Below are 14,045 nucleotides of genomic sequence, written 5' to 3'. Positions count from 1 at the left end.
GTCACTTCCTCACTGCTGTGGTCCTTCGCCCGCGACTGCGGGGCTCGCAGGCTCACTCCTTGCGCTCGCCCGGGGCGCGGGCCGGCCGTGCTTGTTGCGCGCACCGTGCTCACCGCCGGTTCTTCGGGTCGATCGCCTCGCGCATCGCCTCGCCCAGCAGGGTGAAGCCGAGCGCGACCACGATGATCGCGAGCGCCGGGAAGTACGCCAGCTCCGGGCGGACCTCGAAGTAACGCTGACCGTCCACGCCGAGCATCAGGCCCCACTCGGCCCGGTTGATGTCCGGGTCGCCGAGGCCCAGGAAGGAGAGCGCGGCGGCGTCCAGGATGGCCACCGCGAAGGTCAGCGTGGCCTGCACGATCACAGCGGTCAGCGAGTTGGGCAGCATGTGCCGCAGCACGATGTTGCGCTCCTTGACGCCGAGCGCGCGGGCCGCGAGCACGTGGTCGCTCTCCCGCTGCGCCAGCATCGAGCCGCGCAGCAGCCGGGCGAAGATCGGCACGCTCACGATTGCCACCGCGAAGATGACAGTCCACTGGCTCGACCGGCTCGCCATCGCGACCAGGGTGATCGCGAGCAGCAGGCTCGGCAGGGCCAGCATCACGTCGGTGAGGCGCATCAGCACCACGTCGACCCAGCCGCCGAAGGCACCGGCGATCGCGCCGATCAGGACGCCGATGGCGAGGCCGATGACTGTGGCGAGCACGCCCACGAAGAGCGTCTGCCGCGCGCCGTGGATCATGCGGGACAGGAAGTCCCGACCGAGCGGGTCGGAGCCGAGCGGGAACTCGCTGCTGCTGCCCGGGATGCTGTCCACTGTCAGGTTCTTGGTCAGTTCGTCGAAACGCTGGACCGGGTCGTGCGGGGCGATCAGCGGAGCGAAGATCGCCACCAGGACGAACAGTCCGACGATTGTGGCTCCGACGATGGCGACCGGGTTGCGGCGCAGTCGGCGTACGGCGTCCCGGACGAGGCTGATCCCGCCCCGGTCGGATGCGCTCGCGCGGGCCAGCTCGTCCAGCCGCGCCTTCTTGCGGTCGCCGAGCACGCCGATACTGCGCTCGCTCATGCCGGGACGTGGCTTCTCGTCCCCACTGCGGGGGGCCGGCGTTCCCGGCTGGGTGATCGGGTCACTCATCGCACACGCACCCTCGGGTCGATGAAGGCGTAGGAGAGGTCGACCAGCAGGTTGACCACCACGAAGACCAGCGCGGCGAGCAGGATGATCGCCTGGAGCACCGGGTAGTCCCGGCCGCCGCTGATCGAGTCGGTGATCAGTGTGCCGATGCCGCCCCAGTTGTAGACCTTCTCGGTGAGCACCGCGCCGGAGAGGAGCGCGCCGGTCTGCAGGCCGATGGTGGTGACCACCGGCAGCAGCGCGTTGCGCAGGATGTGGCGGCCGCGGATGGTGCGGTGCCGCAGGCCCTTCGCCTCGGCGGTGCGTACGTAGTCCTCGTTGAGAACGTCGAGCACACTGGCCCGGGTGATCCGCACGATCACCGCCAGCGGGATGGTGGCGAGCGTGATCGCCGGCAGGATCAGGTGCCACAACGCGTCCGCGCTGGCGTCGAACTCCCGGGTCAGCAGGCCGTCGAGCACGAAGAACCCTGTGACGTTCGTGTTGTCCATACCTGTGGTGAGTCGCCCCGACGGCGGGAACCAGTGGATGTTCTGGGTGAACACGTCCTTGAGCAGGTAGCCCAGGAAGAAGATCGGGATCGAGATGCCGAGCAGGGTGCCGGCGATGGTCAGGTTGTCCGGCCAGCGTCCCCGCCAGCGCGCCGCGAGATATCCCAGCGGAATACCGAGACCGACGGCGATGATCATCGCGGCGAGGGCCAGCTCGATGGTGGCCGGGAAGGCGCGGCTGATGACCTCGGTGACCGGGTCGCCGGTCCGGATCGAGTTGCCAAAGTCGCCGGTGACCACCCGCTGCATGAACTTGCCGTACTGCACCAGGATCGGCTGGTCGTAGCCGAGCGCCTTGGTCAGCAGGACGCGGCGCTCGGGCGTGGCCCGTTCGCCGAGCAGTGCCTCGACCGGGCCACCGGGCAGGTTCCGCAGCCAGATGAAGATCAGCGCCGACAGCGCTATGAGGGTCACCACCAGCTGCAGCAGGCGGCGGACTATGACTCGCAACATCTCTTCACACCAGACTCTCGATGATCGCGGAATCGGCCCGGCCGGGGAGAAAGCCCCGGACCGGGCCGATTCACGCCTACTGCGTCAGCCGACGGACGTCACTTGCTGATGCTGACCGTGTTGAATCGCTCGTCGGTCAGCGGGCTGGCCACCAGGCCCTTGACATCCTTGGTGACGACGATCGCCGGCGGCGCGTGCCAGACCGGAACGGCCGGCAGCCACTTGGTGGCGATGTCCCGGTTGACCTGCTCCCAGGCCGCCTTCTTGCCGGCCTCGTCGACGGTGGCGTCAGCCTTGGCGATGGCGTCGAACATCTCGGTCATCGACTGGTCGCCGAACTCGGCCTTGGCCCGGCCGAAGAACGTGCCGACGAAGTTGCCCGGGTCGTTGTAGTCACCGGTCCAGCCGAGGATGTGCAGGTCGTGCTTGCCGAACTGCTGCACGTCGTCCTTGAAGCCACCGTTCCACGGGCGAGGCACACCGTTGACCTTGATGCCGACGGCCTGCAGGTCGTTGGCGAGGACGGTGAAGATCTCCTGCGGGTTCGGCATGTACGGCCGGGTGACGTCCGGCGGGTAGTAGAAGTTCAGCGTCAGACCCTCGGCGCCGGCCTCCTTGAGGAGCTGCTTGGCCTTGTCCGGGTTGTACTCGTACTTCTGCACGTCCGGGGCGTAGCCGAGCACGGTGTCCGGCATGAACTCGTCGGCGACCTTCGCGCCACCCGGGCCCTTGGTCTGCACGAGCTGCTGGCGGTTGAGCGCGTAGGCGATCGCCTGCCGCACCCGCAGGTCCTTGAGCTTCGGGTTCTTCTGGTTGATGCCCAGGTAGAGGATGTTGAACGCCGGGCGGTTGATGACCTGGAAGCCCTCACCCTCGAGCGCCTTGCGGTCGGCCGGGGCCGGGAAGTCGATGCCCTGCACGGTGCCGGCGCGGAGCTCCTGCTTACGGGTGCTCTCGTCCTTGATGACCTTGATGATCATCTTGTCGACCTTGGCCTTCTCGCCAAAGTAGTCCGGGTTGCGGTTCAGGGTGATCTCGTTCTTGGCCTTGTCCCAGCCACCGAAGGTGAACGGGCCGGTGCCGACCGGGTTGGTGGTGGCGAAGGCGCTGTACTCGAACGAGTCGCCGTTCTGCTTCACCGTGTCGGCGTCGTACTTCTTCAGGGCTTCCGGGCTGGCCATCGAGAGCGAGGTCAGCGCGAAGGCACCCGGGAAGGCGCCCTTGTACTGGTTGAGGGTGACGACTGCGGTGCCGTCGTCCTTCGCCTCGCACTTGTTGTAGATCGCCTTGCCGGCGTCCTCGTTGTCGTTCTTGGCGAAGCCCCCGAAGACGTCCATGTAGTAGATCATCTGGGACTGGGCGGCAGCGCCCTTCATGTTGTACCAGCGGTCGAAGTTGTAGCAGACCGCTGCGGAGTTGAACGGCGTACCGTCGTGGAACTTCACGCCCTGGCGGAGCTTGAACGTCCAGACCTTGCCGGTCGGGTCGCTCTCCCAGCTCTCGGCCAGGCCGCCCTGAAGCTCGGCGGTGCCCGGCTTGTGGCTCACCAGGGTGTCGAACATCTGCCGGACCGGCCGGAACGACTCACCGTCATCGTTGAAGATCGGATCGAAGTTCTTCGGGTCACCGGCACCCGCGAAGATGAAGGTGCCGCCAGTCTTGGCCTCGCCACTGTCGCCGTCGCGCTCGCTCTCCGCGCAGCCGGCCGCGCCGACCGCCAGAGCGGCAACGGCCGCGATGGCCACAGCCGATTTAAGCCTTCTCGCCTGCATCTCTCACCTCTGTCATGCGCATGACCACGCCGAGCTGTGGCTCGGTCCGTGTGCGGGAGGCTATGGCATGTCACACCGGAAGCGGAACGGGCGTCATGCAATCGCTACCAAGCCGACACCTTGCGCGGACGTCTGACAGTCGACGGCACACCGAACACATCAAGCGACACATCGATGCGTGCGGCGGCGGGCACGACGAAGGGGTGGCGCCGTCGTCGACGGCACCACCCCCACGGGTACGACTCAGACGGCCCGACGACCCTCGAACGCCCTGCCCAGGGTGATCTCGTCGGCGTACTCCAGGTCGCCGCCGACCGGCAGCCCGCTGGCCAGCCGGGTGACCGAGATGCCCATCGGTTTCACCATCAACGCCAGGTAGGTGGCCGTCGCCTCGCCCTCGGTGTTCGGGTCGGTGGCCAGGATCAACTCCCGCACCGATCCGTCACCGAGCCGGATCAGCAACTCCCGGATGCGCAGATTGTCCGGTCCGATCCCCTCCAGCGGGTTGATCGCCCCGCCGAGCACGTGGTACCGGCCGCGGAACTCACCGGTCCGCTCGATGGCCACCACGTCCTTGGGCTCCTCGACCACGCACAGCACCTCGTTGGTGCGGCGCGGATCGCGGCAGATCCGGCACTGCTCGGACTCGGCCACGTTGTAGCAGGTCGTGCAGAACCGCACCAGCTCCTTGACCTTGCGCAGCGCGCCGGCCAGCCGGTTGACGTCGGCAGGATCCGCCGACAGGACGTGGAACGCGATCCGCTGGGCGCTCTTCGGGCCCACGCCCGGCAACCGGCCCAGCTCGTCGATCAGGTCCTGGATGGCACCTTCGTACATTTGCCGGCTCAGAAACCGGGCAGGCCGAGGCCGCCCATGCCGCCGGCGACCGGGCCCATCTTGCGCTCGGTCAGTTCACGGGCCGCCTCGGCGGCGTTGTGCATGGCCGCGACGACCAGGTCCTCAAGCGTCTCCACGTCGTCCGGGTCGACGGCCTTCGGATCGATCTTGATGCTCTTGAGCTCGCCGGCGCCGGAGACCGTCGCGGTGACCAGCCCACCGCCGGCGGTGCCGGTCAGCTCGGCCTCGGCCAGCTCGGCCTGGGCGGCGGCGATCTGCTGCTGCATCTTCTGCGCCTGCTTCAGCATCTGCTGCATGTTCGGCTGTCCACCTGGGCGCACGGGATGGCTCCTTCTCGCACTCGTCTGCTGGGCCGCCGCCCAGCCTAACCGCTGTGACCGACCCCGCCCCGCCCGGTGGCGCGCGCCCACGCCGGCGCTTCCCCGCTCCCTGTCGGGTACGGCTACCCCTACCCCGAGCTGGCCATCTGCTGGTAGTGCGCCGCGAACCCCCGCGCTGGTGTGCTCGACCGCATGGATCTCAATCGCACCGGCAGGGTCGCCGCGCTGTGCTGGGTCGCCGCGGCGCCCATCTACCTCGTCGCCAGTCTGATCACCGGCCTGCGGTGGCGCGACCCCACCTACAGCTGGGCACTGCACAACATCAGCGACCTCGGCAACGTCCACTGCGGCATCTGGGACACCACCAGGCCCCGCTACGTCTGCTCGCCCTGGCATCCACTGTTTAACGCCGCGGCACTACTCGCCGCCGTGCTGCTCGCCGTCGGGCTCCTGCTGACCTGGCGACACCTCGGTCGCGGCGGTGTAGTGCGCTCGGCCCAGACGCTCCTGCTGCTGTCCACCGTCGGGTTCGCCCTGGTGGCCATCTACCCGGCCGACGTCGACGAGAACATGCACGTCCTCGGCGCAGTCATGATCATGGGTCTGGGAAACATCGGCCTGCTGCTCGCCGGCTTCGCGCCGGGCAGCACGACGCTCGACCGGTGGCGACCGCTCACCCGCACCGCCGGGGTGATCGCCCTGGTCGGGACTGTGCTGTTCTTCGCCCAGCAGGGCCTCGGGATCGGGGTGGGCGGCATGGAACGCGTCGCCGTACTGCCCTTCCCCCTCTGGGCCTGCTGCCTGGGAGTCCTGCTGGCCGAGGCGCCAACTAGCGCGCGTCGACCTCGTCGATCTTCTCCGCGCCGAAGGTCTCCCGAAGCAGCCGTACCGCCTGCTCCTCGCTCGACTCCCTGGCGGTCTTCTCGTCGATGACCTCGTCGAGCGGCTCGTCACCGGGGTCGAACCCCTCGTAGACGGGGGCCGCCAGCGCCGCGCCACCCGGCCGACCACCGCGCAGCGGGCCGTCGAAGTCCGGGTCGTAGGGCGGTTCGCCCGCCCATTCGGCGTCCGCGGTGGGCCGGGCCGCCGCGGGGGTACGCGCACCGCGCCCCGCCGCCGCCGCGCGGGCCGCGGCGATGGCGCTGCTCACCGGGGCGCCACCGGCTGCCGCCGGCTGCCGGGCCGCCGGTGTCGGGTTGCCCCGCCCACCCGGCCTGTCGCCGTTGTGCGCCGCGCCGGGGCCGCCAGGGCCACCCGGTGCGCCGCCGCCGTTCGACGCGCCGCCGTTGGGTCCGCTGCCGTTCGTGCCGTTCGGCGTCGGCGTCGAGCCGTGGCCGGGCTGGCTTCCGGCCGACGCGCCTCCTGGGCGGGCCGCCTCCGGCCAGTCCTCGTCGTCGGTCGCCTCGGAGGCTGCGGAACCACCGCCGGGGCGGGCCGCCTCCGGCCAGTCGTCCTCGGCGACGGCAGGCGTGTTCGCTGATCCGACGACAGCGCCCCCGTTCCGCACCCCGGCAGCACCGCTGCCGCTCGGCGCGGTGGTAGCGCTGCCGTTCGGCGCGACAGCAGCAGCGTTGCCGTTCGGTGCGGCAGCGGCGTTGCCGTTCCGGGCGGTGGCAGCGGCGTTCGGCGCGGCCACCGGCGAACCGGCAACGGCACCGCCAGTCGGCGTGGTGCTCGCCGGGCGGGCGACAGCACTGCTGTTCGGCGCCGCGCTCGTCGAGCCGGAAGCTGCGGTGCCGCTCGCCCGGGCCGCCGGGTCGGCGTCGGTGCTCGGCGTACCCGTCGGGCCGCCGCTGGTCGGGCTGCCGCTGGTCGGGCTCGCGCTGGTCGGGCTCGCGCTGGTCGGGCTCGCGCTGGTCGGGCTCGCGCTGCTCGGACCGCCGGTGCTCGGGTTCGGCGGGTTGGCCGGGTTCGCGTTAGGCAGGGCGGCCGGGGTGCCAGCGCTCGGGTTCGGCGGGGCGGCGGCGTCGGGTGCCGGGGCGGCGGGACGGGCCGGCTGGGAGCGCGGCGGGCCGGACAGCGGCACGCCACCCCGCTCACCGGCCACCTCGCAGCGGATCTGCCAGCGCCCGCCCAACTCCTCGTACAGCGCGTCGGTGAGCACCGCCGCGTGGTCGGCCATCATCTTGGCCAGCACCGTCGACTTCACCGTCAGCACCAGCATGTCGCCGTCGAGTTCACGTACCACCGCGTCGCGCATCAGGGCCGCGATCCGCTTGTTGGTCCGGTTGACCTTGCCCACCACGTCGGGCCAGACCCGGCGGACCGCGACAGCGTCCAGCGCGGCGGCCGGCGCACCAGGTCGGGGCGGCTCCGGTGTTGCCGGATCGGGCAGCACCGCCGACGGCGGCACCGCGCGGCGCTGGACCGGCGAGCCGCCGGCCGCACCGGGACCAGTCGCGCCGGGGCCGGCTGGGGAGACGGGGGCCGGCCCGGCGATGCTCGCCGACGCACCGGGAGACGCCGGAATCGGCGAGTCGGTGGTCGAGGCACCCGACGCCGGAACACCCGAGGTCGGAGCACCCGAGGTCGGAACACTCCGGGTCGTCGGGGACGTCGCCGGGTCGACGTTCCACGGCGGTGCGGAGGTCGGGGCGGCAGCGGGCGCCGGGGCTGCGGCAGCCGGGACCGGGGTCGCCGGCTGCGGGCGTACCCCTGGGGTGGTGGTCTGGGTGTCGCCACCGCCCAGGGTGAGCCGGCGTTCCATGCGTTCCAGGCGCTGGAGCAGGCCGCCTGTGGAGTCGTCGGCGCCGGGCAGCAGCATCCTGGCGCAGATCAGCTCCAGCAGCAGGCGGGGCGCTGTGGTGCCGCGCATCTCCACCAGGCCGTCGTGCACGATGTCGGCGCAGCGGGACAGCGTGCCCGGGCCGAGTTGGGAGGCCTGCGCGGCCATCCGCTCGATCTGGTCGGCGGGGCCGTCGATGAGACCCTTCGCGGCGGCGTCCGGGACCTGCTGGAGGACGATCAGGTCGCGCAGCCGCTCCAGCAGGTCGGAGGCGAACCGACGCAGGTCGTGCCCTGCCTCGGCGACCCGGTCGACGGTGGCGTACGCGGCGGCGCCGTCCCCGGCGGCCAGCGCGTCGCACATCTCGTCGATCAACGCGGCGTCGGTCACGCCGAGCAGAGCGGCGGCCCGCGCATAGCTGATCCCCTCGGGGCCGGCGCCCGCGATGAGCTGGTCGAGCACGGAGAGGCTGTCCCGCATGCTGCCGCCACCGGCGCGCACCACAAGCGGAAAGACCGCCGGCTCGGCCTTGATCCCCTCCGCCTCGCAGAGCTGCTCCAGGTACGGCCGGACCACCTTCGGCGGGAACAGCCGGAACGGGTAGTGGTGGGTCCGCGACCGGATCGTGCCGAGGACCTTCTCCGGTTCGGTGGTGGCGAAGATGAACTTGACGTACTCCGGTGGCTCCTCGACGAGCTTGAGCAGGGCGTTGAAGCCCTGCGTCGAGACCATGTGCGCCTCGTCGATGATGTAGATCTTGAAGCGGCTGCGGGCCGGCGCGAAGAACGCCTTCTCGCGCAGCTCGCGGGCGTCGTCCACACCACCGTGGCTGGCCGCGTCGATCTCGATGACGTCGATCGACCCGGCGCCGTCGGTGGACAGCGAGCGGCACGACTCGCACTTGCCGCACGGCTCGGGAGTGGGGCCCTGCTCACAGTTGAGCGAACGGGCCAGGATCCGGGCGCTCGAGGTCTTGCCGCAGCCGCGCGGGCCGGAGAAGAGGTAGGCGTGGTTGAGTCGGCCGCTCCGCAGCGCCTGTGACAGCGGCTCGGTGACCTGCTCCTGGCCGATCATCTCGGCGAAGGTACGTGGCCGGTACTTGCGGTACAGCGCCAGCGTCACTCGTCCCGCCTCCTCTCGACCGAGCCATTCTGCGCCGGTCCGGCGCGGGTGACCACCCACCCCGCCGAACACGGGGGTGACGCACACCGCCTCGCCCGGCCTCCGCGCGTTGATCGACGCCGCCGCGCGTTGATCGACTCCGTGTCGGCGATCCGGCGGTGTCAACCGCCCCGGGACAACCCCACATCGCCGACCTGGAGTGGATCGAGGGCTCCGGAGACAAAAAGGCCTCCCGTGCACCCGGCAGAGCTCGCTTATCCTTGCTGCCTTCCGGCCCTGGGGAGGTTCACGAGATACCGCCGCACGGGAGGTGACGCCCAGCCTACCCGACAGCCCGTCGATCTTCAGGGGGTGGTGGGGTGGCCCGGCCGACGGAGGCCTGTATCCTGGCTCGCGGAGGATTCGCCTAGAGGCCTAGGGCGCACGCTTGGAAAGCGTGTTGGGTTTACACCCTCACGAGTTCGAATCTCGTATCCTCCGCTCGCAGAGCAGCGGCAACGCCCAGCAGACCGATAACCGGTCGGCTGGGCGTTTTTGCTGTGGTCTGATCGACGCCATGACGGACGCGGCATGGGAGTGGGACGAGTCGTTGTACGCGGGCAGCGCCGGCCACTACAGCGTCGGAAGGTGGCACTACCCGCCGGAACTCGCCGAGGCCGTCGACACCGCGCTCGACCTTGACGGCACCGGCCGGCTCCTCGACGTCGGCTGCGGGCCGGGCTCGTTGACCTTGCTGCTCGCGCCCCTGTTCGAGGCGGCGGTGGGTGTCGACGCCGACCGGGACATGCTTGTGGAGGCGCAGCGCCAGGCCGGTGAGGCAGGGGTCACGAACGTCGGGTGGCGGCACCTGCGCGCCGAGGATCTGCCGGCCGACCTGGGTACGTTCCGGGTGGCCACGTTCGCCCAGTCGTTCCACTGGATGGACCGGCCGCTGGTGGCCCGGCGGGTCCGCGACCTGCTCACGCCCGACGGGGCCTGGGTCCACGTCGGCGCCAACACGCATCGGGGTGTGGCCGGGGACGACCCGCTGCCGTACCCCCGGCCGCCCTGGTCCCGGATCGACGAGCTGGTCGCCAGCTACCTGGGACCGACCCGCCGGGCTGGGCAGGGGCGGCTGCCCGGTGGCACCGCCGGAGGTGAGGAAGAGGTCATGCGCGAGGCGGGTTTCACCGGCCCCACCCGCATCACTGTCGAGCAGGGCATGGTCGTGGAACGCTCGGTGGATGAGGTCGCCTCGGCGGTGTTCTCGCTGTCCAGTTCGGCGCCGCACCTGTTCGCCGACCGGCTCCCGGCCTTCGACGCGGATCTGCGCGGCCTGTTGACGGCGGCGGCCGACGATTGCCGCTTCGCGGAGCGGCGGCGCGACATCGAGGTCGTGATCTGGCGACCCTGATCCAGGCACAGGATCAGCCGCGGGCGCGGGCCCAGGAGAGGAAGCGGTCGGTCAACCGGGCCGGGTCGACGTCGGTGAGCTGCGCGCTCGCCTCGGCCTGGAGCGTCGCCAGGTAGACGGTCAACGCCAGCCGGTCGTGCCGGTACTCGCCGAGCAGCCGCAGCTTCGCCGCCGAGCACGGCCAGGCGATGCCGCACGCCCGACAGCGCCAGGTGGGTCGGGTGGGCAGGTGGTCCCGGTAACGACGGCGGGGCATTGTCGGGGCTCCTTCGCGGTGGAAGAGGGCCGCCCCGCCCTCCCCGCCGGGGCGGCCCTCTGACTGACGCCGACCGCCGGGCTGCTGCGCCTCCACCGGTCACGCCGTCTTCTGTGGACCACCCTCTGGCGCGTCACCGGACAGGTACACCGCGTAACGATATGGTCCCCAGATATTCGAGACATCCGATGGAGGGGCCGTGAACGACGCGTTGCGGGTGGCGCTCAGCGACACCGGGCACACCACCGAATCCCTCGCCGAGACCGTCGGCGTCGACCCGAAGACCGTCGGGCGCTGGTTGACGGAGGGGCGCATCCCACATCCTCGGCACCGCCTGGCGGCAGCGGAAGCCCTTCACAAGGACGTGTCGGACATCTGGCCAGACACTTCGAGACGTCGTGACCCCATCTGGTTTCGTCCGTGGCAGGAGATCGAGCGCGAGGCCGTGTCGCTGCGGTGGTACGAATCGACTGTCCTGCCGGGGCTGCTCCAGACCGAGGCGTACGCCCGCGCCGTGCTCGCCGGCGCGGGCCTGATCCCCCGGGGCGAGATCGAGCGGCACCTCGCCGTCCGGCTCAACCGGCAGGGCGTGCTCAAGCGGGACGACCCGCCGCAGTTCACGGCGGTGATCGACGAGGCGATCCTCCGCCGGCCGGTCGGCGGCCGGTCGGCCATGCGCGAGCAGTTGCTAGCCCTCGTCACGGCGTGCGCCGAGCCGCACATCCGGGTGCACGTGGTGCCCGGCACGGTCGGCGCGTACGCCGGTCTGAACGGGCCGTTCGTGATCGCGCACAGCCACGACCACCGGGTCGCCGGCTACCTGGACAACCAACTCCAGGGACAAGTCGCTAGCGACCCGGAGGACATCGCGGCCATGATGGCGGCATGGGAGAACGTGCGCGGCGAGGCGCTGTCGCACCGGCAGTCGATCGAGTTGATGACGGAAGTGGCGGAGTCATGGAGCTGAACGGCGCGCGGTGGCGCAAGAGCAGCCGCAGCAGCGGCAACGGCGGCGCATGTGTCGAGGTCGCCGACAACCTGCCCGGTGTGGTCGGCGTACGGGATTCCAAGGACCCGACCGGCCCGGCGCTCGTCTTCGCGCCGGCGGCCTGGCGGGCGTTCGTCGCACAGCTCACCCCGAGGGTGTGAGCGGACGCCCACCGGCATTGATCAGCCGGCGGGTACGTCCTAGCGTGGCCGGATGCGACGGCGACGTATTGCGGGCACTCCGGTCGAGGTGACGGAGCTGGGCTTCGGCGGTGCCGCGATCGGCAACCTCTACCACGCGGTGGACGACGACGATGCCGTTGCGGCAGTCGACGCGGCGTGGGATCGCGGCATCCGCTACTTCGACACCGCTCCCTACTACGGGCTGGGGATGTCCGAACGTCGTCTGGGCCGCGCTCTGCGGGGTCGACCCCGGGACGAGTCCGTTGTCTCGTCGAAGGTGGGCCGCCTCCTGGTGCCCAACGCCCGGCCGTCCGGCCAGGGCGTGGACGTCTTCGACGTTCCCGACGCCGTACGTCCCGAGCGCGACTACAGCCGCGACGGCGTGCTGCGGTCGATCGACGCGACTCTGGAGCGCACCGGGCTCGACCGACTCGACGTCGTGTTCGTGCACGACCCGGACGACCACTGGCCGCAGGCCGCCGACGAGGCCATGCCGGCCCTGGCGGAGCTACGGGACCAGGGTGTCGTCGGGGCCATCGGGGCGGGGATGAACCAGTCGGCGATGCTCGCGCGTTTCCTGCGGGAGACGGCGGCGGACGTCGTCATGCTGGCGGGCCGGTACACGCTGCTGGAGCAGGACGCCCTCGACGATGTCCTGCCTGCCGCCGTCGAGCACGGCAAGAGTGTCATCGCGGTGGGGGTCTTCAACTCGGGGCTGCTGGCCCGTGAGCGGCCTGGCCCGGACGCGAGGTACAACTACGCGGAGGCCCCGCCGGAGGTGGTGGCACGGGCCACCCGGATCGCCGAGGTGTGCGAGCGGCACGGCACCACACTTCCCGCGGCAGCCATCGCCTTTCCGTTCGGGCATCCGGCGGTTGTCAACGTGACGCTTGGCGTACGCACCGCCGACGAGGTCGCGCGCAACGTCGACCTGCGCGCCGGCGATGTCCCGGCCGGGCTGTGGGAACAGCTCCGCGCCGACGGGTTGCTGCGCGCAGACGCCCCCGTACCGTCGCCCTGAGCACCGGTACCGTCTCAGGGGCCGGCGGACCCGGAGCCCGTCGTACACATGTTCTATCCACAGGCTGTGGACGGCGGAGGGCGTCATGAGTTACCAGCTCAGCGCGGTGGTAGCGGACGCGGACCTGCTCCGCGAGCAGACCGCCGAGCTGGATCACGCGGTCCTCGGTGAGCTGCGCCAGGATTTCGCGCTGCTGCCTGTCACCCCGCAGCTGGTGGCCGAGCTGACCGGTTCACTGCCGGACTACGCGGTGGACGACCGCAGCGCCGAGCAGCCATTCGGGTTGGTGTTGTCGCCGCCGCTTGTCGAGGTGCTGGCCGGCTGGTCGCGGTCGGGGCCTGTGGCGTACGTGGAGGCGGAGTTCGGCGGCGGCGCCGGCCACCAGTCGGCAGCGGTGTGGCTGGGCGGGGCGCTGTCCTGGGGTCCAGGTTTCGACGACGTGTTCGACGCGCCGCGCGAGCAGTGGCCGATCAACTCGGCGCTGACCCGGCTCGGCGTGGAGCGGGGTGCGTGGCTCGACCCGTTCGCCGAGTTGGGGTTGCACCTGGAGCGGAACACCGCCGGCTGGCTGGCGCACGGGCGCCGTCGACTGAGCGCCGACTACTGGGACGAGCTGGTCGAGCAGTGGGAAAACCAGTAATCCGTCGCCGGGCAGCAACCTGAACGCTCCCGTCCCGTTGGGGACTGGGGGATTCCATGAAATTGCGACAATTCGCGTTTATTGCGGCGTTGATGACTGCTGCCTCGATCGCCGGCAGCGGCGTACCGTCGACCGGGCCCGGCCCGGACGGCCGGCCCGCCGGCAGCGTCGAGACCATCGACCTGAACGGTCTGAGCAACATCGAGTTCGGTGACACCGAGGACGAGCTGACCCGTCGCGGCGTCCTGCGTGCCGGCCTGGACACGTGCGGGCCGATGCTCACCGGGCACGACACCGTCAGCCCGGTCTTCATCGAAGACCGACTGGTCCTGCTCTGGGTCGGCGCCCCGATGCGCACACCGGAGGGCATCGCGGCGGGCTCACCCGTCGACCAGGTCTGGGCCCGCTACCGGTCGGTCACCCGCCTGCGCGCTCCACACGGGACACAACGCCTCGACGGGCTGCTGGCGCGCAGCGGCGACCGCGCGTACCTGTTCCTGCACGACGGGCGCACGGTCCGGAAAACCATCGCGGGGTACGCCGACTGGGCGCGCCGCCTCTTCGACGAGGGCGTCGGTCCGTGCTGATCGACCCGTCCCCGGTCGACAAACACGGGGGAGACATCG

Annotated in this window: 14 protein-coding genes, 1 tRNA gene and 1 other RNA gene; 8 read left to right on the top strand and 8 right to left on the bottom strand. The window is 70.8% G+C overall.

What is annotated here, in order from left to right:
• Positions 1-109: 109 nt before the first annotated feature.
• The 5 genes from AB0N27_RS21010 to AB0N27_RS20990 all read right to left on the bottom strand — a co-directional run bounded on the left by AB0N27_RS21010 (position 110) and on the right by AB0N27_RS20990 (position 5,068).
• Positions 110-1,069, bottom strand: coding sequence for an ABC transporter permease (locus AB0N27_RS21010; protein ID WP_364372263.1), 960 nt, complete (start codon positions 1,067-1,069; stop codon positions 110-112).
• A gap of 65 nt (positions 1,070-1,134) precedes the next feature.
• Positions 1,135-2,142 carry an ABC transporter permease gene (locus AB0N27_RS21005; RefSeq protein ID WP_364372260.1) on the bottom strand — a complete coding sequence of 336 codons (1,008 nt, stop codon included), beginning with the start codon at positions 2,140-2,142 and terminating at the stop codon, positions 1,135-1,137.
• 98 nt (positions 2,143-2,240) lie between these two features.
• Entirely contained in the window at positions 2,241-3,914 is a 1,674-nt protein-coding gene (locus AB0N27_RS21000) for an ABC transporter substrate-binding protein (protein WP_364372257.1), read from the bottom strand.
• A 243-nt stretch (positions 3,915-4,157) separates the two neighbouring features.
• On the bottom strand, positions 4,158-4,751 hold the full coding sequence (gene recR, locus AB0N27_RS20995) for a recombination mediator RecR (RefSeq protein ID WP_357989293.1): 594 nt from the start codon (positions 4,749-4,751) through the stop codon (positions 4,158-4,160).
• A gap of 8 nt (positions 4,752-4,759) precedes the next feature.
• The gene (locus tag AB0N27_RS20990; protein ID WP_244296072.1) at positions 4,760-5,068 is read right to left on the bottom strand and encodes a YbaB/EbfC family nucleoid-associated protein; all 309 of its coding nucleotides are present in this window, start codon (positions 5,066-5,068) and stop codon (positions 4,760-4,762) included.
• A 216-nt stretch (positions 5,069-5,284) separates the two neighbouring features.
• On the opposite strand from AB0N27_RS20990, the gene AB0N27_RS20985 reads away from it, so the two are divergent.
• Positions 5,285-6,025, top strand: a complete 741-nt coding sequence (locus tag AB0N27_RS20985; protein WP_364372253.1) for a DUF998 domain-containing protein — start codon at positions 5,285-5,287, stop codon at positions 6,023-6,025.
• Here the strand turns inward: AB0N27_RS20985 and AB0N27_RS20980 are convergent.
• A complete protein-coding gene (locus AB0N27_RS20980; RefSeq protein ID WP_364372250.1) occupies positions 5,922-8,939 on the bottom strand; it encodes a DNA polymerase III subunit gamma and tau in 3,018 nt (1,005 codons plus the stop codon). The two genes, AB0N27_RS20985 and AB0N27_RS20980, sit on opposite strands and share 104 nt — an antisense overlap.
• A gap of 223 nt (positions 8,940-9,162) precedes the next feature.
• An RNA gene (gene ffs, locus AB0N27_RS20975) (signal recognition particle sRNA small type) lies at positions 9,163-9,252 on the bottom strand.
• Between the two features lie 82 nt (positions 9,253-9,334).
• On the opposite strand from ffs, the gene AB0N27_RS20970 reads away from it, so the two are divergent.
• Both AB0N27_RS20970 and AB0N27_RS20965 read left to right on the top strand, forming a co-directional pair.
• A tRNA-Ser gene (locus AB0N27_RS20970) sits at positions 9,335-9,419 on the top strand.
• Positions 9,420-9,495: 76 nt separating this feature from the next.
• Positions 9,496-10,332, top strand: coding sequence for a class I SAM-dependent methyltransferase (locus AB0N27_RS20965; protein ID WP_364372247.1), 837 nt, complete (start codon positions 9,496-9,498; stop codon positions 10,330-10,332).
• A gap of 13 nt (positions 10,333-10,345) precedes the next feature.
• Here the strand turns inward: AB0N27_RS20965 and AB0N27_RS20960 are convergent, their stop codons facing one another.
• Positions 10,346-10,588: a flavin reductase gene (locus tag AB0N27_RS20960; RefSeq protein ID WP_364372244.1), complete on the bottom strand. Its 243-nt coding sequence runs from the start codon at positions 10,586-10,588 to the stop codon at positions 10,346-10,348.
• A 199-nt stretch (positions 10,589-10,787) separates the two neighbouring features.
• On the opposite strand from AB0N27_RS20960, the gene AB0N27_RS20955 reads away from it, so the two are divergent.
• The 5 genes from AB0N27_RS20955 (at position 10,788) to AB0N27_RS20935 (ending at position 14,006) form a co-directional block, all read left to right on the top strand.
• Positions 10,788-11,555 (top strand): helix-turn-helix transcriptional regulator, encoded by a 768-nt coding sequence (locus tag AB0N27_RS20955; RefSeq protein ID WP_364372242.1) that lies wholly within the window; start codon positions 10,788-10,790, stop codon positions 11,553-11,555.
• Positions 11,546-11,737 (top strand): DUF397 domain-containing protein, encoded by a 192-nt coding sequence (locus AB0N27_RS20950; protein WP_364372239.1) that lies wholly within the window; start codon positions 11,546-11,548, stop codon positions 11,735-11,737. Before AB0N27_RS20955 ends, AB0N27_RS20950 begins: the two co-directional genes overlap by 10 nt.
• Positions 11,738-11,789: 52 nt before the next feature.
• Entirely contained in the window at positions 11,790-12,779 is a 990-nt protein-coding gene (locus tag AB0N27_RS20945; RefSeq protein WP_364372236.1) for an aldo/keto reductase, read from the top strand.
• Between the two features lie 85 nt (positions 12,780-12,864).
• Positions 12,865-13,419, top strand: coding sequence for a hypothetical protein (locus tag AB0N27_RS20940; RefSeq protein WP_364372233.1), 555 nt, complete (start codon positions 12,865-12,867; stop codon positions 13,417-13,419).
• A gap of 92 nt (positions 13,420-13,511) precedes the next feature.
• Positions 13,512-14,006 (top strand): hypothetical protein, encoded by a 495-nt coding sequence (locus AB0N27_RS20935; protein ID WP_364372230.1) that lies wholly within the window; start codon positions 13,512-13,514, stop codon positions 14,004-14,006.
• The last annotated feature ends 39 nt before the right edge of the window (positions 14,007-14,045 follow it).

Source organism: Micromonospora sp. NPDC093244 (assembly GCF_040683695.1).
Lineage (GTDB): Bacteria > Actinomycetota > Actinomycetes > Mycobacteriales > Micromonosporaceae > Micromonospora.
The sequence above is the reverse complement of the archived record's forward strand: the minus strand, read 5'-3'. Positions and strand labels throughout refer to the sequence as shown.

Excerpts from the sequence above, each read along its gene's own strand:
- AB0N27_RS20950 (WP_364372239.1), top strand. The coding sequence starts at position 11,546 with ATGGAGCTGAACGGCGCGCGGTGGCGCAAGAGCAGCCGCAGCAGCGGC.
- recR (WP_357989293.1), bottom strand. The coding sequence starts at position 4,751 with ATGTACGAAGGTGCCATCCAGGACCTGATCGACGAGCTGGGCCGGTTG.
- AB0N27_RS20960 (WP_364372244.1), bottom strand. The coding sequence starts at position 10,588 with ATGCCCCGCCGTCGTTACCGGGACCACCTGCCCACCCGACCCACCTGG.
- AB0N27_RS20945 (WP_364372236.1), top strand. The coding sequence starts at position 11,790 with ATGCGACGGCGACGTATTGCGGGCACTCCGGTCGAGGTGACGGAGCTG.
- AB0N27_RS21000 (WP_364372257.1), bottom strand. The coding sequence starts at position 3,914 with ATGCAGGCGAGAAGGCTTAAATCGGCTGTGGCCATCGCGGCCGTTGCC.
- AB0N27_RS20990 (WP_244296072.1), bottom strand. The coding sequence starts at position 5,068 with ATGCAGCAGATGCTGAAGCAGGCGCAGAAGATGCAGCAGCAGATCGCC.
- AB0N27_RS20940 (WP_364372233.1), top strand. The coding sequence starts at position 12,865 with ATGAGTTACCAGCTCAGCGCGGTGGTAGCGGACGCGGACCTGCTCCGC.
- AB0N27_RS20935 (WP_364372230.1), top strand. The coding sequence starts at position 13,512 with ATGACTGCTGCCTCGATCGCCGGCAGCGGCGTACCGTCGACCGGGCCC.
- AB0N27_RS20985 (WP_364372253.1), top strand. The coding sequence starts at position 5,285 with ATGGATCTCAATCGCACCGGCAGGGTCGCCGCGCTGTGCTGGGTCGCC.
- AB0N27_RS21010 (WP_364372263.1), bottom strand. The coding sequence starts at position 1,069 with ATGAGCGAGCGCAGTATCGGCGTGCTCGGCGACCGCAAGAAGGCGCGG.
- AB0N27_RS20965 (WP_364372247.1), top strand. The coding sequence starts at position 9,496 with ATGACGGACGCGGCATGGGAGTGGGACGAGTCGTTGTACGCGGGCAGC.
- AB0N27_RS21005 (WP_364372260.1), bottom strand. The coding sequence starts at position 2,142 with ATGTTGCGAGTCATAGTCCGCCGCCTGCTGCAGCTGGTGGTGACCCTC.